At 67.5% G+C, this 17,775-nt stretch carries 14 protein-coding genes; 8 read left to right on the top strand and 6 right to left on the bottom strand.

Annotated features, from left to right (window positions below; genetic code table 11):
- Positions 1 to 144 precede the first annotated feature (144 nt).
- From BBJ41_RS26745 to opcM, 4 genes are read left to right on the top strand one after another with little or no spacing between them, the layout of a single operon-like run.
- Positions 145 to 1,005, top strand: coding sequence for an alpha/beta hydrolase (locus tag BBJ41_RS26745; protein WP_069749228.1), 861 nt, complete (start codon positions 145 to 147; stop codon positions 1,003 to 1,005).
- Positions 1,006 to 1,036: 31 nt separating this feature from the next.
- On the top strand, positions 1,037 to 2,254 hold the full coding sequence (gene ceoA / locus BBJ41_RS26740; protein WP_069749227.1) for a multidrug efflux RND transporter periplasmic adaptor subunit CeoA: 1,218 nt from the start codon (positions 1,037 to 1,039) through the stop codon (positions 2,252 to 2,254).
- A gap of 45 nt (positions 2,255 to 2,299) precedes the next feature.
- Positions 2,300 to 5,500 (top strand): multidrug efflux RND transporter permease subunit CeoB, encoded by a 3,201-nt coding sequence (gene ceoB / locus BBJ41_RS26735; protein ID WP_069749226.1) that lies wholly within the window; start codon positions 2,300 to 2,302, stop codon positions 5,498 to 5,500.
- 10 nt (positions 5,501 to 5,510) lie between these two features.
- Positions 5,511 to 7,046 (top strand): multidrug efflux transporter outer membrane subunit OpcM, encoded by a 1,536-nt coding sequence (gene opcM, locus BBJ41_RS26730; RefSeq protein WP_069749225.1) that lies wholly within the window; start codon positions 5,511 to 5,513, stop codon positions 7,044 to 7,046.
- A gap of 98 nt (positions 7,047 to 7,144) precedes the next feature.
- Here opcM and BBJ41_RS26725 read toward each other — a convergent pair whose 3' ends face one another.
- Entirely contained in the window at positions 7,145 to 7,741 is a 597-nt protein-coding gene (locus tag BBJ41_RS26725; protein WP_069749224.1) for a TetR/AcrR family transcriptional regulator, read from the bottom strand.
- Between the two features lie 125 nt (positions 7,742 to 7,866).
- Between BBJ41_RS26725 and BBJ41_RS26720 the strand changes: the two genes are divergently transcribed.
- Complete coding sequence (locus tag BBJ41_RS26720) at positions 7,867 to 8,295, top strand: Tautomerase enzyme (RefSeq protein WP_069749223.1); 429 nt, start codon at positions 7,867 to 7,869, stop codon at positions 8,293 to 8,295.
- 63 nt (positions 8,296 to 8,358) lie between these two features.
- Here the strand turns inward: BBJ41_RS26720 and BBJ41_RS26715 are convergent, their stop codons facing one another.
- Positions 8,359 to 9,249 (bottom strand): LysR family transcriptional regulator, encoded by an 891-nt coding sequence (locus BBJ41_RS26715; protein ID WP_069749222.1) that lies wholly within the window; start codon positions 9,247 to 9,249, stop codon positions 8,359 to 8,361.
- 99 nt (positions 9,250 to 9,348) lie between these two features.
- On the opposite strand from BBJ41_RS26715, the gene BBJ41_RS26710 reads away from it, so the two are divergent.
- The 3 genes from BBJ41_RS26710 to plcR all read left to right on the top strand — a co-directional run bounded on the left by BBJ41_RS26710 (position 9,349) and on the right by plcR (position 12,909).
- A complete protein-coding gene (locus BBJ41_RS26710; RefSeq protein ID WP_069750389.1) occupies positions 9,349 to 9,789 on the top strand; it encodes a PACE efflux transporter in 441 nt (146 codons plus the stop codon).
- Positions 9,790 to 10,156: 367 nt separating this feature from the next.
- Positions 10,157 to 12,310 carry a phosphocholine-specific phospholipase C gene (locus BBJ41_RS26705; protein WP_069749221.1) on the top strand — a complete coding sequence of 718 codons (2,154 nt, stop codon included), beginning with the start codon at positions 10,157 to 10,159 and terminating at the stop codon, positions 12,308 to 12,310.
- A complete protein-coding gene (gene plcR / locus BBJ41_RS26700) occupies positions 12,307 to 12,909 on the top strand; it encodes a phospholipase C accessory protein PlcR (RefSeq protein ID WP_069749220.1) in 603 nt (200 codons plus the stop codon). Before BBJ41_RS26705 ends, plcR begins: the two co-directional genes overlap by 4 nt.
- Positions 12,910 to 12,993: 84 nt before the next feature.
- Here plcR and BBJ41_RS26695 read toward each other — a convergent pair whose 3' ends face one another.
- The 4 genes from BBJ41_RS26695 to BBJ41_RS26680 form a co-directional block, all read right to left on the bottom strand.
- The gene (locus BBJ41_RS26695) at positions 12,994 to 13,845 is read right to left on the bottom strand and encodes an alpha/beta fold hydrolase (protein ID WP_069749219.1); all 852 of its coding nucleotides are present in this window, start codon (positions 13,843 to 13,845) and stop codon (positions 12,994 to 12,996) included.
- Positions 13,846 to 14,095: 250 nt separating this feature from the next.
- Positions 14,096 to 14,425: a DUF3579 domain-containing protein gene (locus tag BBJ41_RS26690; protein ID WP_069749218.1), complete on the bottom strand. Its 330-nt coding sequence runs from the start codon at positions 14,423 to 14,425 to the stop codon at positions 14,096 to 14,098.
- A gap of 25 nt (positions 14,426 to 14,450) precedes the next feature.
- On the bottom strand, positions 14,451 to 15,812 hold the full coding sequence (locus BBJ41_RS26685; protein ID WP_069749217.1) for a sigma-54-dependent transcriptional regulator: 1,362 nt from the start codon (positions 15,810 to 15,812) through the stop codon (positions 14,451 to 14,453).
- Positions 15,802 to 17,685 carry a sensor histidine kinase gene (locus tag BBJ41_RS26680; RefSeq protein WP_069749216.1) on the bottom strand — a complete coding sequence of 628 codons (1,884 nt, stop codon included), beginning with the start codon at positions 17,683 to 17,685 and terminating at the stop codon, positions 15,802 to 15,804. The genes BBJ41_RS26685 and BBJ41_RS26680 overlap by 11 nt, the downstream gene beginning before the upstream one ends.
- Positions 17,686 to 17,775: the final 90 nt, after the last annotated feature.

Here is a 17,775-nt window from a genome sequence, read left to right as displayed (position 1 = left end):
AACAAGAAGGCTGCGCTACCTCGTGGGTAAACGCAGCCTCGGATTGTTCGGGGGCGTTGAATTGTGTTGCCGGATTATAGGCATTTATCCCAATGTCTGCCGGACCCAGAATTCGTTCCATCTCGAAATGGATGCTGCATCGTCATGGACGCTTCTGAATTCAGCAAATTCCTGAAAGCCGCGCTGCCCGCCCAAGCCTTGGCGGGCGCGGCGCTGACGGTCGCCGAAGTGGAAATTCCCGGCTACGCGCAGGACATCGTGCTGCGCCTCTACCGCCGCCCGGACAAGACCGGGTTGCCAGTAGTGCTTTATTTCCACGGCGGCGGCTTCGTCCGCGGTTCGCTCGAAGACGCCGATTTCGCCGCGCGTTTTTTAGCAGAACGCTTACCAGCTCTCGTAGTGTCGGTCGATTATTCGCTCGCGCCGGCCTTTCCTTTTCCGGCCGCGCCGGAGGATGCGTATCGCGCCGCCGTGTGGGTCGCGACGCGCGCCCGCGCGTTCGGCGGCAACCCGAAGAAGATCGGCGTCGCGGGCCACGACGCGGGCGGCCAGCTCGCGAACTGCCTCGCGTTCATCGCGCGCGATCGCGGCGAAGTGTCGATCGCCGCGCAGGCGCTGTTCGGGCCGATGCTCGACCCGAGCATGACGCGCATCGGCGACGCCGAGCGTCTTGCCTCCGACATCACCGCGCGCGAATGCGCGGCATGTTATCGCGCGTATCTGCCGCAGGCGGCGCAGCGCATCCATCCGTATGCGGCGCCGCTCGAATCGGTGCGCCTCGCGGGCCTGCCGCCGACGCTCGTCGTCACCGCGCAGAACGACGTGCTGCACGTCGAAGCGGAGAAATATGCGAGCTGCCTGATCTCGTCGGGCGTGCTCACGCAGGTGATCCGCTATCCGGACATCACGCACGCCGCGCTCGCGACGCACGAAGCCGCCTTCGAGGAAGCCGTGCGCTTCTTCCAGTGCCGCTTCCAGGCGCGCCAGCCGAACCGTTCCGAATAACCAGACCAATCCACGCTTACTGGAGATCCACATGGCCATCCTACGCACCTCCCGTTCCCGAATCGCGACCGCCGCGATCGTGACACTTGCCGTTGTCGGCCTCGGAACGTTCGGCGCGATGCGCGTGAACGCGAACGCGCCCGAGAAAGCGGCGGCGCCGCTGCCCGAAGTCGACGTCGCGACCGTCGTGCCGCAGACCGTGACCGACTGGCAAGCTTATTCGGGCCGCCTCGAAGCGATCGAGAAGGTCGATGTACGCCCGCAGGTGTCGGGCACGATCGTCGCGGTGAATTTCAAGGACGGCGCGCTCGTGAAGAAGGGCGACGTGCTGTTCGTGATCGACCCGCGCCCGTATCAGGCCGAAGTCGACCGCGCGGCCGCGCAGCTCGCGGCCGCCCAGGCGCGCAACGGCTATGCGCAGACCGACTGGCAGCGCGCGCAGCGCCTGATCGGCGACAACGCGATCGCGAAGCGCGATTACGACGAGAAGCAGAACGCGGCCCGCGAGGCGACGGCGAATGTGAAGGCGGCCGATGCCGCGCTGGAAACGGCGCGCATCAATCTCGGCTATACGCGGATCACCGCGCCCGTGTCGGGCCGCGTGTCGCGCGCGGAAATCACGCTCGGCAACGTCGTGTCGGCCGGCGCGTCCGCTGCGCCGCTGACGACGCTGGTATCGGTGTCGCCGATCTACGCATCGTTCGACGCGGACGAGCAGACCTACCTGCAATACATCAACGGCGCGCGCAACGGCCGCAAGGTGCCGGTCGAGCTCGGCCTCGCGAACGAAACCGGCTATTCGCGCAGTGGCGTGATCGACTCGGTCGACAACCGGCTCGACACGTCGTCCGGCACGATCCGCGTGCGCGCGCGCTTCGACAACGCGGACGGTGCGCTCGTCCCGGGCCTCTACGCGCGCGTGAAGGTGGGCGGCAGCGAGCCGCACCAGGCGCTGCTCGTCGACGACGCGGCGATCAACACCGACCAGGACAAGAAGTTCGTGTTCGTCGTCGATCAGCAAGGCCGCGTGTCGTACCGCGAAGTGCAGCAGGGGATGCAGCACGGCAACCGGCGCGTGATCGTGAGCGGCCTTTCCGCGGGCGACCGCGTGGTCGTGAACGGCACGCAGCGCGTGCGGCCCGGCGAGCAGGTGAAGCCGCACATGGTCCCGATGACGGGCGGCGATGCGCCGTCCGCGCCGCTCGCGAGCACCGCGAAGCCGGCCGCACCGGCGAAGGCGGATTCGTAAGCGGCCCGCCGCTTCGCATCCGCGTTCAACCAGACAGAGCCACACATGAACATTTCAAAATTCTTTATCGACCGGCCGATCTTCGCAGGAGTCCTATCGGTGATCATCCTGCTCGGCGGGGTGATCGCGATGTTCCTGCTGCCGATTTCGGAATATCCGGAAGTCGTGCCGCCTTCCGTGATCGTGAAGGCGCAGTACCCGGGCGCGAACCCGAAAGTGATCGCCGAGACGGTCGCGTCGCCGCTTGAAGAGCAGATCAACGGCGTCGAGGACATGCTCTACATGCAGTCGCAGGCGAACAGCGACGGCAACATGACGATCACCGTCACGTTCAAGCTCGGCACCGATCCGGACAAGGCCACGCAGCTCGTGCAGAACCGCGTGAACCAGGCGCTGCCGCGCTTGCCGGAAGACGTGCAGCGGCTCGGCATCACGACGGTCAAGAGCTCGCCGACGCTGACGATGGTGGTCCACCTGATCTCGCCGGACAACCGCTACGACATGACCTACCTGCGCAACTACGCGCTGATCAACGTGAAGGATCGCCTGTCGCGGATCCAGGGCGTCGGCCAGGTGCAGCTGTGGGGTTCGGGCGACTACGCGATGCGCGTGTGGCTCGATCCGCAGAAGGTCGCGCAGCGCGGGCTGTCCGCGGAGGACGTCGTGCAGGCGATCCGCGAGCAGAACGTGCAGGTCGCGGCCGGCGTGATCGGCGCGTCGCCGTCGCTGCCCGGCACGCCGCTGCAGCTGTCGGTGAACGCACGCGGCCGTCTGCAGACGGAAGACGAGTTCGGCGACATCGTCGTGAAGACGACGCCGGACGGCGGCGTCACGCGCCTGCGCGACATCGCGCGGGTCCAGCTCGACGCATCCGAATACGGGCTGCGCTCGCTGCTCGACAACAAGCCGGCCGTCGCCATGGCGATCAACCAGTCGCCGGGCGCGAACTCGCTGCAGATCTCGGACGAAGTGCGCAAGACGATGGCCGAGCTGAAGCAGGACATGCCGGCGGGCGTCGACTACAAGATCGTTTATGACCCGACGCAGTTCGTGCGGTCGTCGATCAAGGCCGTCGTGCACACGCTGCTCGAAGCGATCGCGCTGGTCGTGATCGTCGTGATCGTGTTCCTGCAGACCTGGCGCGCATCGCTGATTCCGCTGATCGCGGTGCCGGTGTCGATCATCGGCACGTTCTCGCTGCTGCTTGCGTTCGGGTATTCGATCAACGCGTTGTCATTGTTCGGGATGGTGCTGGCGATCGGGATCGTGGTCGACGATGCGATCGTCGTGGTCGAGAACGTCGAACGCAACATCGAAAGCGGGATGAACGCGCGGCAGGCGACCTACAAGGCGATGCAGGAAGTGAGCGGGCCGATCATCGCGATCGCGCTGACGCTCGTCGCCGTGTTCGTGCCGCTCGCGTTCATGTCGGGCCTGACCGGCCAGTTCTACAAGCAGTTCGCGATGACGATCGCGATCTCGACGGTGATCTCGGCGTTCAACTCGTTGACGTTGTCGCCGGCGCTGTCCGCGATCCTGCTGAAGGGCCATGGCGACAAGGAAGACTGGCTCACGCGCGTGATGAACCGCGTGCTCGGCGGCTTCTTCCGCGGCTTCAACAAGGTGTTCCATCGCGGCGCGGAGAACTACGGCCGCGGCGTGCGTGGCGTGCTGTCGCGCAAGACGCTGATGCTGGGCGTCTACCTCGTGCTGGTGGGCGCGACCGTGCTCGTGTCGAAGGTCGTGCCGGGCGGCTTCGTGCCCGCGCAGGACAAGGAATACCTGATCGCGTTCGCGCAGCTGCCGAACGGCGCGTCGCTCGACCGCACCGAGAAGGTGATTCGCGACATGGGCTCGATCGCACTGAAGCAGCCGGGCGTCGAGAGCGCCGTCGCGTTCCCGGGGCTGTCGGTGAACGGCTTCACGAACAGCTCGAGCGCGGGGATCGTGTTCGTCACGCTGAAGCCGTTCTCGGAACGGCATGGCAAGGCGCTGTCCGCCGGTGCGATCGCGGGCGCGCTGAACCAGCAGTACAGCCAGATGAAGGATTCGTTCGTCGCGGTGTTCCCGCCGCCGCCGGTGCTCGGCCTCGGCACGCTCGGCGGTTTCAAGATGCAGATCGAGGATCGCGGCGCGGTCGGCTATGCGCGGCTCGCGGATGCGACCAACGATTTCATCAAGCGCGCGCAGCAGGCGCCTGAACTGGGCCCCTTGTTCACGAGCTACCAGATCAACGTGCCGCAGCTCAACGTCGATCTCGATCGCGTGAAGGCGAAGCAGCTCGGCGTGCCGGTCACCGACGTGTTCAACACGATGCAGGTGTATCTCGGCTCGCTGTACGTGAACGACTTCAACCGCTTCGGGCGCGTGTACCAGGTGCGCGTGCAGGCCGATGCGCCGTTCCGCCAGCGCGCGGACGACATCCTGCAGTTGAAGACGCGCAACGACAAGGGCGAGATGGTGCCGCTGTCGTCGCTCGTCACGGTGACGCCGACGTTCGGCCCTGAAATGGTCGTGCGCTACAACGGCTACACGGCGGCCGACATCAACGGCGGCCCGGCGCCGGGCTTCTCGTCGGGGCAGGCGCAGGCCGCGATCGAGCGCATCGCGCACGAGACGCTGCCGCGCGGCGTGCGGTTCGAATGGACCGACCTCACGTACCAGCAGATTCTCGCGGGCGATTCGGCGATGTATGTGTTCCCGATCAGCGTGCTGCTCGTGTTCCTCGTGCTCGCCGCGCTGTATGAAAGCCTGACGCTGCCGCTCGCGGTGATCCTGATCGTGCCGATGAGCATTCTGTCGGCGCTGACGGGCGTGTGGCTCACGCAGGGCGACAACAACATCTTCACGCAGATCGGCTTGATGGTGCTGGTGGGGCTGTCGGCGAAGAACGCGATCCTGATCGTCGAATTCGCGCGCGAGCTCGAACACGACGGCAGGACGCCGCTCGAGGCCGCGATCGAGGCGAGCCGGCTGCGGCTGCGCCCGATCCTGATGACGTCGATCGCGTTCATCATGGGCGTCGTGCCGCTCGTCACGTCGACGGGTGCGGGTTCGGAGATGCGTCATGCGATGGGTGTCGCGGTGTTCTTCGGGATGCTCGGCGTGACGCTGTTCGGGCTGATGCTGACGCCGGTGTTCTACGTCGTGCTGCGTACGCTCGCGGGCGGCAAGATCCACGTCGCGGGCAAGGACTCGGCGGGTTATGGCGTGACGCCCCCCGGCGTAGCGGCTCCGGATGCTTGAGGATAGAAAGATGAACAACATGCACAACACGAATGGCCTGATGCGCTTCGCGAAGGTGGCGGCGGCGAGCACCCTGCTCGCGACGCTGCTTGCCGCGTGCGCGGTGGGCCCCGACTACAAGCGCCCGGATGCGTCGACGCCCGCCGCGTTCAAGGAAGCGCCGACGCTGGCCGCGGGCGAACAGGCCGGCACGTGGAAGACGGCCGAGCCGGCCGACGGCGCGCATCGCGGCGAATGGTGGACGGTGTTCGGCGACCCGGTGCTCGATTCGCTCGAGACGCAGGCGCTCGCCGCGAACCAGAACCTGAAGGCCGCGGCCGCGCGTGTCGAGGAAGCGCGTGCAGCGACGCGTTCCGCGCGCTCGCAATGGTTCCCGCAGATCGGCGCCGGTTTCGGACCGACGCGCGAAGGGCTGTCGTCGGCGTCGCAGTTCCAGCCGCAGGGTACGGGCCCGACCAACGCGACGCTGTGGCGCGCGCAGGGCACGGTGTCGTATGAGGCCGACCTGTTCGGCCGCGTCGGCCGCAACGTCGAGGCGTCGCGTGCCGACCAGGCGCAGAGCGAAGCGCTGTTCCGTTCGGTGCAGCTCGCGCTGCAGGCGGACGTCGCGCAGAACTACTTCGAACTGCGCCAGCTCGACTCGGACCAGGACCTGTACCGCCGCACGGTGGAATTGCGCGACCAGGCATTGAAGCTGGTGCAGCGCCGTTTCAACGAAGGCGACATCAGCGAGCTCGACGTGTCGCGCGCGAAGAACGAACTGGCCAGCGCGCAGGCCGATGCGGTCGGCGTCGCGCGCCGGCGCGCGGCGTCCGAACATGCGCTCGCGATCCTGCTCGGCAAGGCGCCGGCGGATTTCGCGTTCAAGGAAACGCCGATCGTGCCGGTCGGCGTGAAGATTCCGGCGGGCCTGCCGTCCGCGCTGCTCGAACGCCGTCCGGACGTGTCGGCGGCCGAGCGCGCGATGGCGGCCGCGAACGCGCGGGTCGGCCTCGCGAAATCGGCGTATTTCCCGAAGCTCGATATCACGGGGGCGTTCGGTTATGAGGCGTCGACGCTCGGCAGCCTGTTCATGTGGTCGAGCCGCACGTTCCTGCTCGGGCCGTTCGCCGGCGCCGCGCTGACGCTGCCGCTGTTCGACGGCGGACGTCGTGCGGCCGGTGTGCAGCAGGCGCGCGCGCAGTACGACGAGCAGGTGGCGAACTACCGGCAGCAGGTGCTCGTCGCGTTCCGCGAGGTCGAGGACAATCTCGCCGATCTGCGCCTGCTCGACGACCAGATCAGCGCGCAGAATGCGGCGGTCAACGCGTCGCGTCGCGCGGCGACGCTGTCGCGCACGCAGTACCAGGAAGGCGAGGTCGCGTATCTCGACGTGATCGACAGCGAGCGCTCGGTGCTGCAGTCGCAACTGCAGGCGAACCAGTTGACCGGTGCGCAGGCCGTGTCGACCGTGAACCTGATTCGTGCGTTGGGCGGCGGCTGGGGTAATGCGCCGACGGCGGTCGGCGACGCGGCATCCGGCAAGGAGAGTGTGGCCGCGCGTTGAGCCATCGGCCCGTGACGGGCCGCCGTGAACACGTAGTAAGTGAGATGAAGAACCCCGATCCGTGGTTGCGCGGATCGGGGTTTTTTATTGGCCTTCCGTTATGCCTGCTGCTCCGGCTGAACGTCCGTGCGTTCCGCGATCACCACCGCGTACCGGCCGACCGCATCGGCGATGCGTTCCGCCAGCACCGGATCGCGCACCGCGCGGGCGAGCGTGACGCCGCCCGACAGCAGCGCGAGGAACGCGATCGCGCGGTCGTCGTCGGGCGTGTCGCCGAGCCCGGACGCGACTTCGTCGACGATCTGCCGCAAGGCCTGTTCATACGCGTCGCGCGTCTCGTCGTCGGCGCGCATCACTTCCGGAGACAGGCTCGGCAGCGCACAGCTTTCGCCGAGTTCGCAGGTGCGCCGCGGCCCCAGATAGAACGATACGAACGGACGCCGCCAGCGCGCGCCATGCTCGGCCTTGAACCGCGCGACGCCTTGCCGGAGCTGGTCGAGGCCGTCGAGTACGACGCTGCGGAACGCTTCGCCCTTCGATTTGAAATGCCCGTAGAACGCGCCGTTGGTGACGCCCGCCGCCTTCGTCAGCGGACCGATGCCGGAGCCGCCGTACCCCTCCTGGCGGAACAGGCGGCTCGCCGCATCGAGGATGCGCGCGCGGGTTTCGTGTTTGTGCTCGACGGAATAGCGCATGACAGGCTCGCTTCAGAGCGATCACTCTTTATCTTGCATAGAGAGCGATCAGTGTCTAATGTATAGAGAGTGACTGATATTTATATCACGTCACGATTCCGATGACCTGACCAGGAGGAAGTGCGATGCCGATCACGCTGACAGTTTCCGAAGGGGTTTTCACGCCGGACGACGAAGGGCCGGTGTTTGCCGAGCTGACCGATGCGCTGCTGGATGTCGAAGGGTTGACCGGGAATGCGTTCCTGGCGCCGAACGTGGTGGGCACGCTCAACGTGTTGCCGCGGAACCGGACTTTCGTGCACGGGCGCGCGGAGCCTGCCGCATTCGTCGAACTGAAACTGCCCGCCGTGGCGCTCGCGGCGCCCGACAGGCAGCGGCAATTCGTCGAGCGGGCGACCGCGATCGTGCTGCGCCGAGCGGGCGGGCGGCTGGCGCCGGCGCAGGTGTGGGTGAATGTCGTGCATGCGGTCGACGGCGGATGGGGGATCGCCGGGCGGCGTTATGACAACGCGTCGCTCGTGGATTCGATCCAGGGGGCGGCGGCGGCGCATTAACCGCAACTAACGGTCAAGCCGTCAGACGTTGGCCGACGGTGCGGCGATATCTCGCCGCACCGGTTACGCGTCCCGGTTTTCAGCGCGCAGCGCGTGCACCAGTTCGCTTGCCGCCTTGCCGAGCCCCGTGTGCTTCGGCCGCCGCAGATACACGGGCAGCGGCAGCCCGTTGCGGATGTTCGCGAACGCGAGCGGCGCGAGCTCGCCTGCCGTGACGTACCGGCCGATCATCGATGCGGGCAGGTTCGCCCAGCCATGGCCGGCTGTCACGAGCGCGATCGCGGTCGCCATGTCGGTCACCTTCCACGTGCGGTTGCCGATCACGGGCCGCACGTCGGTCAACGGTCGCTCCGGATCGGCGATCACGATCTGCCGGAAGCCGGACAGCCGCTCGATCGCCTCGGGATGCGTGGCCTCGGCGATCAGCGGGTGGCTCGGCGCGGCGACTGCCATGAGCGTTTCGGTCCACAGCGCGTGGATCTGTTCCTGCGGATGCAGGTCGAGCCCGCCATATGCGACGCACAGATCGACCGCATTGCGATGCAGCGCATCGATGATGACGTCCTGCGGCGCGGTGACGATGCCGATCGCAAGCGCCGGATACTTCGCGGCGACGGCCGTCAGCGCGCGGGCGACGGGCGCGCCGTCGATCTCGGCGGCGAGGCCGAGCCGCAGCGTGTCCTCGACGCCTTCCGACAGGTGCTGCGCATGCGCGCGCAGCGCGTGCAGGCGTTCGGCGATCGAGCGTGCATCGGGCAGCAGCGCGGCCATCGCGGCGGTCGGCGTCGGTTCGCGCGTGCCGCGGTCGAACAGCACGAGATCGAGTTCGGCTTCGAGGTTCGCGATCGCCATGCTGATGGCCGACGGCGTGCGGCCGAGCGCACGCGCGGCCGCCGAGAACGAGCCTTTGTCGATGACGGTCAGCAGCATGTCGATGTGGTCGCTGGTCAGCACGCGCGGCCTCCTGTCAGAAAAATTGAAAGGACCTGACTTTTGCGGACAAGATACCCGCTGATAGTCTCGCCACCTTGTTCGAAACGAAGGTGGATGGTCATGCAAGGGTGGAAGAGACGCATAGTCTACGTCGCGATGTTCGAAGTGCTCGGCATCCTGATCGCGTCGTCGGTGCTCGGCATGCTGAGCGGCGCGAGCGCGGCGACGAGCGGCCTGCTGGGCGTGATGATCTCGACGACGGGCGTCACCGTCAATTTTCTGTACAACCTCGCGTTCGAGGCGTGGGAGCGGCGGCGCGCGGCGACGACGCGCACCGTCGGGCGCCGCGTGCTGCACGCGATCGGCTTCCAGGTCGCGCTCGTGACGTTCCTGATCCCGTTGATCGCGTGGTGGCTCGACGTGTCGCTGATACAGGCGTTCCTGTACGACGCGGTGCTGATCGTGTTTTTCCCGATCTTCACGTTCGTGTACAACTGGTCGTTCGACAGCCTGTTCGGGCTGCCGGACGCGGTGACGCGCAAGGCCGAACCGATCGCGTAACGTGAAGCACTTTCGTCGCCCGGCCGGGCGGCACCGCGGATGCGCGGCCCCACGCATCCGCCGATTACCTCATTCCCGACACATTGCCCACCGCTACGTCGCCCGATTGCATCGCCGGCGAATTGTAGAGGAGTTCTAATGTCGTAATCGTCTGGTTTTTTGTCGCGTCTTAACAAAACTGTCCGATTTCCCTTTCTAAAATCCGACAGATCGATGACGCGCGCGGCGGGCAGGAGGGGGCCGTCGACGCGCCGCGCGCCTTTATCGGAACCTCGTTGCGGCTCCGAGGCCGCGCATCGCCCGCACGCGGCGCACGCCGCCTGCATGACCATCCCCGTCCGGCCAGAAAAACGAGGAGGGATTGCCGATGTCGCGTATCGACCGCCGTACGTTCCTGACCCGCTCGGCGCAAGCGGCCGGCGCCGCCGCGCTCGCGGCGACGCTGCCCGAAAGCATTCGCCGCGCACTTGCCGTCGAGCCGGCCCGCGTGACCGGCACGATCCGGGACGTGGAGCACATCGTCGTACTGATGCAGGAAAACCGCGCATTCGACCATTACTTCGGCACGTTCCCGGGCGTGCGCGGTTTCAACGATCCGCGCGCGGTCGCGCGCCCCGACGGCAAGGCGATCTGGTATCAGAACTACAAGGGCCGCGATTACGTGCCCTGGCATCTCGACACGTCGAAGACGTGGGCGCAGTGGATGATGCCCGAGAACCACGAGTGGGATGCGTTCCACAAGCTGTGGAACGAAGGGCGCAACGACCAGTGGATGGCCGTGCAGTGGCCGGACGCAATGGGGTACTTCAAGCGCGCCGACCTGCCGTACTACTACCCGCTCGCGAACGCGTTCACGATCTGCGACGCGTATCACCAGTCGATGATGGGGCCGACCAATCCGAACCGTCTTTACCTGATGACGGGGCGCTCGTCGCCGAAGGCCGACGGCAGCCAGGTCGCGATGTCGAACACGATGGGCGACCGCTCGGGCACGGTGTCGTGGCAGACCTTCCCCGAGCGTCTGCAGCAGGCCGGTATCGACTGGCGCGTGTATCAGGAAGGCGGCGTCGGCTCGTTCAACGTCGCATGGAATTTCCTGTCGAGCCGATACTGGATCGACAACACCAACAACTACGATTGCAACGCGCTCGCGTGGTTTTCGCAGTACAAGTCGGCATCGTCGAGCTCGCCGCTGTATCAGCGCGGGCTGACTGCGCGCGGCATCTCGTCGCTGCGCGACGACGTGCTCGCGAACCGGCTGCCGCAGGTGTCGTGGATCGTGCCGCCGTTCTCGTCGTCCGAGCATCCGTGGTGGGGGCCGTCGTTCGGCGAGGAATTCGTGTCGCGCATTCTCGATGCGCTCACGTCGAACCCCGACGTGTGGGCGAAAACCGTCTTCCTGATCTGCTACGACGAAGGCGACGGCCGCTTCGATCACGTGACCGCGCCCGTGCCGCCGTGGAAAGCCGGCAAGGGGCTGTCGACGGTCAGCGTCGAAGGCGAGATCGAGCAGCAGTCGGGCCTGCCGATCGGGCTCGGCACACGCGTGCCGCTGCTCGCGATCTCGCCGTGGTCGAAGGGCGGGTGGACCTGTTCCGAAGTGTTCGATCACACGTCGGTGATCCGCTTCATCGAGAAGCGCTTCGGCGACGATCATCCGGACATCTACGAATCGAACATCACGCCGTGGCGTCGCGCCGTGTGCGGCGACCTGAGCTCGGCGTTCGATTTCGCGGGTGATGCGGACCGCACGGTGCCGCCCGCGCTGTTCGACCTGACCGCGACGAAGGCGCAGCTCGACAACGCGTACTGGGTGCAGTACTACCTCGCGAAGCCGAGCTATCCGGCGAGCTACCCGGCCGAGAACGCGCCGCTGCCGGTGCAGGAGCCGGGGCAGCGCAAGCTGCGCGCGGTGCCGTACGAACTGTTCGTCGAGGCGGCGCTCGACACGCGCGCCGGCGTGCTGAACGTGAGCTTCGCGAACAACGGCAAGGCCGTGCCCGGCAACACGGCCGGCACGTCGGCCGCGGTGTTCCATGTGCATGACGCGCTCGCGCAGAACGGCCCGCGTTTCTACACGATCCAGAGCGGCCGCGTGCTGAGCGACCAATGGTGGCCGGTGCGCGATACGCAGGGACGCTACGACCTCGCGGCGTACGGGCCGAACGGCTTCTACCGACGCTTCAAGGGCGGCGCGACGTCGAGCGCGCCGCTGCTCGACGTGACGGTCGCGTATCGCGCCGACGGCAATCTCGTCGTGCGGATGCGCAACGCGGGCCGCACGCCGCTGGTCGCGACGCTCGTGGACAACGGCTACGGCACCGCATCGCGCTCCGGCACGGTCGCGGCCGGTGCGGTCGTCGAGACGACGCTGAACCTGTCGGCAAGTGGCGGCTGGTACGACTTCAGCGTGACGATCGATGCGGATGCGGGGTATCTGCGCACGCTGGCCGGCCATGTCGAAACCGGCGCGGCGAGCGTGACCGATCCGCTCTTCGCGCGCGTGACGGGAACCGCATGATGAACCGAACCGGAATCGCATGGAGCGCGGTCGCGCTGGCGGCGGGCGCCGTCGCGTCGGCCGTCGTGATGTGGGCCGGCCGCCCGGGCGGCGCGCCGCAGGCCGCTTCTTCCACCACTGTCAGCCAGGAATCCACCATGACGAACCAGGCGAACGCGTCGCCGATCAATTTCCGCGCGCAGCTCGACGGCTATGCGCACGAACGCGACGCGCTGAATGCGGCCGACCGGCAGGCGCGCGCCCGTTCGTTGCTGACGCAACTGCGTGCGGATGCCGATGCGGGCAGGCTCGATCCGCGTGAAGCGTCCGGGCTCGCGGATCTGCTGTGGCAGGACGCCGAATCCGATGCGGGCGCGCGCCAGGCCGCGAGCGACGCATTGCGCGACCATCTGCGCGATCTCGCGATGGGCGAGCGGCCGGCATCGCCGGCGCGCGAGCGGCAGGATGCCGACTATGTCGCGCAGAGCCGCAAGATCATCGACGAGGTGGTGCGCACGGTGCCGGATCGCGAACAGCAGCGCGCGGCGCTCGACACGCGGCTGGCCGAATTGCGCAGGCAGATCTACGGAACGGATGCGCCGGTGACGCACGGCGGCTGAAGGAACGAAGCGATGCGGGCCATGCCTGCATCGCTTCTGAAGAACGAGGCGGAAACCCGGGCGGAACGAACGCCGCCCGCGCGCTTACGCGGCGACGAACTCGTGCACGTAGCGGTTGAACACGGCGGGGCTCGCCGCATTCATGCCGTGCGATGCGCCGGCGACGGTCTGCCGTTGCGCATCGCCGATCCACTGCGACAGCGTGTCGACGTTGTTGCGGAACATCTTCGGGCTGCGCTGGCCGTCGATCAGCAGCGTGCGGCACGCGATATCGCCAGCTGTGTGCTGCGAATACGCGGGCAGCGGGTCGCGCAGCTGCTTCGGCAGCGTGCTCGCGTTGTCGATCGCCATCGTGCGGAAGCGCGACGTGCTCTTTTTCCATGCGCCGGGCAGGCTCACGGAATCGACGAACATCTCGAGGCCCGACTCCACATCGCCTTGCCCGATCAGGTTCACCGCGTTCGTGCGCAGCGCGATCGCGGCAGCCGGCAGCGCGGCTTCGCGCACGCCCGGCTGTTGCAGCGGGCCGCCCGGATCGGCGAGCACGAGCGATTCGACGAGGTGCGGATGCTGGCGCGCGACGTTGAACGCGACGCTGCCGCCGCGCGAATGGCCGACCAGATGCACGGGGCCGAGATCGAGCGCGTCGATGAATTCGGCGAGCTCGTCGACGTGGTTCTGCCAGCTGAACTCGTCCTGGATGCCGGCTTCGACGGCCGGCCAGTAGTGGCTGAGGCTCGGCGCGATGCAGCGGTAGTGAGCCGACAGCGATGCGAGTTGCGGATCCCAGTAGCGGTAGTCGCACAGCGAGCCGTGCACGAACACCATCGGCGCGCCGCTGCCCCGCTCGAAATACGGCAGGCTGATGCCTGACGAAAGCGTCGCAAATTGCAGGTCGGGATTCGCGAGCACGGACGGCTCGATTCGCATGTTCATGACTGAAAGACTCAAAGGTGCGTCAACACGACGCAACTATGCCTCACGGCTACCTGCAAGGAAAACGCATAATTTTCATCGTGACGATCAATTTTATTGATGGCTGCGCCGCAAACCCCTGTCGGAGCGTGGGGGTATGTCGAAGCCTTCAATCATCTGACGATTCATTTCATCGTCGAAAGGGTGCGCGGCGGCCTGCACGCACGCGCAATCGCACCGGAAAATCAGGGAGAAGCAGGCGGTTTTGGCGTCAGCGCACCGTCAATGCGGGCGCGCTCTGAAGCTCGACGGGAAGGTCGTTGTCGGCGGCGAACCGCATCGCGAAGTCGAACGCGTCCGCGCACACGTCGCGCAGTTCGTCCGACACGATCAGGCATTTGACGCCGCCGTCGACGACGGGCATCGCGAGCCGCGACAGTGCGCACGGATAGCCGGGCCGCCGTTCGCCGACGAACAGCGTGATGACGCCCGCGAGGCGCTCGGGCCAGTCGCTGGGGCGGAAGGTCTTCTGCGCGCGCGTGACGCCGCGGATCAGGTGGCCGTCGATGCGGCCGCGTTCGGTGACTTCGATGCGATCCATGCTGGGGTGCGTATCCTCGTTCGCGTCATTCGCCGCCGTCGGCCGCCGCGTCGCCGCGCGCGGGAATCCGCAGGTTGCGCAGCTTGTGATAAAGCGTCTTCTTCGGCATGCCGAGCGCGATGCTTGCGTCCGCAACGTTGCCGTTGTGACGCCGCAGCATGTCCTCGATCAACATGCGCTCGAAATATGCGAGCTGTTCCGCGAGCGTGCCGCCCACCGCCGGTGCGCCGCCGGACGACAGCAGGCTGTCGCCGGTCAGCCCGAGCACGAAGCGGTCGGCCACGTTCTGCAGTTCGCGCACGTTGCCGGGCCACGCATGCGTCATCAGTTCGGATACCTGTGCAGCCGTGACGACCGGCGCCGGCTGCCCGAAGCGCCGCGCGGCCGCGAGCACGAAATGCTCGAACAGCAACGGCACGTCCTCGCGCCGCTCGCGCAGCGGCGGCAGCTCGATCTGTGCGACGTTCAGGCGATACAGCAGATCCGCGCGGAACCGCCCGTCGGCCGCGAGTTCGGCGAGATCGGCCTTCGACGCGGCGATCACGCGGCAATCGACCGGAATCAGCTCGTTCGCGCCGAGCCGCTCGACCACGCGCTCCTGCAGCACGCGCAGCATCTTGATCTGCAGCGAAATCGGCATCGTCTCGATCTCGTCGAGGAACAGCGTGCCGCCGTGCGCCCATTCGATCTTGCCGATGCGTTTCTTGATCGCGCCGGTGAACGCGCCGGCTTCGTGCCCGAACAGTTCGCTCTCGAAGATCTGCTCGGGCAGCCCGCCGCAGTTCAGCGCGACGAAATGCGCGTCGCGCCGGCCGCCGAAGTCGTGCAGGCTGCGCGCGATCAGCTCCTTGCCGGTGCCGGTTTCGCCGGAGATCAGCACGGACACCGACGTATCGGCGAGGCGCAGGATCTTCTTGCGCACATCGGCCATCGCGGGCGACTTGCCGAGCACGAACGCCTCGATGCCCTGCCAGTTGTGCAGCGCAGCGCGCAGCCCCTGCACCTCCAGCGTCAGGCGGCGCTTCTCGACCGCGCGCGCGACGCGGCCCGCGATCACGTCCGACGAGAACGGCTTCTCGATGAAGTCGTACGCGCCGACCTGCATCGCGCCGACGGCCGTCGAGATATCCGCGTGGCCGCTGATCAGCACGACCGGGATCTGCGCATCGACGGCCATCACGCGGTCGAGCAACTGCAGCCCGTCGATGCCCGGCATCCGCACGTCCGACACGATCACGACCGGCGCGCCGGGCGCGACGTGCGCAAGCGCGTCGGCGGCCGACGCGAACGCGTCGACCGGGAACCCGGCGAGCGCGACGGCCTGCTCGACGCCGATGCGGACGTTTTCATCGTCCTCGACGACCAGCACCCGAATCTCATCTTCCATGCTCTGTCCTTTGCGGCGTCGCCGCCGCGAATTCGATACTGAACTGCGCGCCGCCTTCGTCGCGGTTCGTCGCGGCGATCTTCGCGCCGAACGCCTCGACGATGCGCGACGTGATCGCGAGGCCGAGCCCGAGGCCCTGGCCGCGCGGCTTGGTCGTGACGAACGGCTCGAACAGGTGCGGCAGCACGTCGGGCGCGATGCCGGCGCCGCTGTCGGTGACCGTGAAGCGCACGCGGCCCGCTTCGTCCGCGTCGGCGGCCTCGATGACGATGCGGCGCACGGGCGCGTCATGCACCGCGTCGAGCGCATTGCCGAGCAGGTTCACGATCACCTGCTGCAACTGGCTCGATTCGGCCGACACCGTCGTGCCGGGCGCGATGTTCACGTCGAGCCGCACGCCTTCGTCGCGGATCCGCGCGTCGTAGATGAGCCGCGCATGCGCGACGGCTTCGTTCAGCGACACCGCGACGCGCTCGACGTCCGGCTTGCGCGCGAAGGTCTTCAGCTCGCCGGTGAGCACGGCCATGCTGTCGACGAGCTTGCCGATCCGTTCGAGATTCGCATCCGCCTGCGCGGGCTGGCCGCGCGCGAAGAACGTGCGCGCGTTGTCGCACAGCGTGCGGATCGCGACGAGCGGCTGGTTCAGCTCGTGCGTGAGGCCGGCGGCCATCTGCCCGAGCACCGCGAGCTTGCCCGCGTGCACGACTTCCTGCTGCGAAGCGCGCAACCGCTGCTCGGTGCGCTCGCGCTCGTCGATTTCGCGCTGCATCCGCTCGTTCGCGGCCGTCAGCGCGGCCGTGCGCTGCGCGACGGTGAGCTCGAGCCGGTCGTTCGCGCGGCGCAGCGCGTCCTGCGCACTCAGCCGCGCGACGATCGCACGGCGGCGCTGGATCGCGTAGCCGGCCAGCAGCGCGGCGATCAGGAACGCGCCGGTGACGAACACGAACGCCGTCTGCTGCTGGCGGCGCGCGCCGGCGATGTCGAGCAGCACCATCAGCGAATCGCCGGCCTGCGGCGCGGGGCGCGACATCACGAGATAGCGCGTGGTGCGGCCGGTGCGGCGCAGATCGGGGAACGTGCCGAACCACGCGGCCGTGCTGCGCTCGCCGATGCGGCGATACGGCAGCGCGTCGACGGTGCGGCCCGCGTATTGCCGCGACGCCTGGATGTCGCGCTGCTGCTGCGCGGTGATCGGGCGCAACGCGGTGAATTTCCAGGCGGGTTCGGTCGAGATCACGACCACGCCGTTGCTGTCGACGACCATCGCGGCGACGCCCGGCGCGCGCCAGGCCGATTCGAGCGAATCGACGCTGATCTTCACGGCGGCCACGCCGATCGGCACGCCGTCGTCGCGCACCGCGCTGGCGAAGTAGACGCCCGGCACGCCGGTGTTGGTGCCGATGCCGAAGAAGCGGCCGCTGCCGCGCGCGAGCGCGTCCTTGAAGTACGGCCGGTACGACACGTTGGTGCCGACGAAGCTGATCGTCTCGTTCCAGTTGCTGGCGGCGATCACCTCGCCCTGCAGGTCGATCACGTCGACGGCGCCGCTGCCCGCGTCGCGGTTCACGGCTTCGAGGTAGGTGTTCACGGTGTGCACGAGCTCGGGCGCGTCGTGCGGCACAGCCTTCAGCATCGCGCGCACGCGGTCCTGGCGCGCGACCAGGCCGGGCAGGATCTCGAAGCGGCCGAGCTCGCTCTTCAGGCTCGACGCATACAGGTCGAGCCGGTGCGCGCCGGTTTCCTCGAGCGCGTCGATCGCGCGTTCCCACGCGAAATCGACGGCCGCGCCCGCCACGCCGACATACAGCGCGGCCGCCGACGCCCAGCCCCACCACGGGATTCCCTTGAAGCCTGTTTGCACGTTCGCCCTCATCGAAGCCCGCTATTAGCGTGAACAGGCCCTAATCCGTAACGACGCGCGCCGCGCACCGGCAAAGCCGGCGGCGGCGCGTGCGAAGCGGCC

It is taken from the genome of Burkholderia stabilis (assembly GCF_001742165.1).
Taxonomy (GTDB): Bacteria; Pseudomonadota; Gammaproteobacteria; order Burkholderiales; family Burkholderiaceae; genus Burkholderia; species Burkholderia stabilis.
This window is presented reverse-complemented; position numbering and strand designations above follow the sequence as displayed.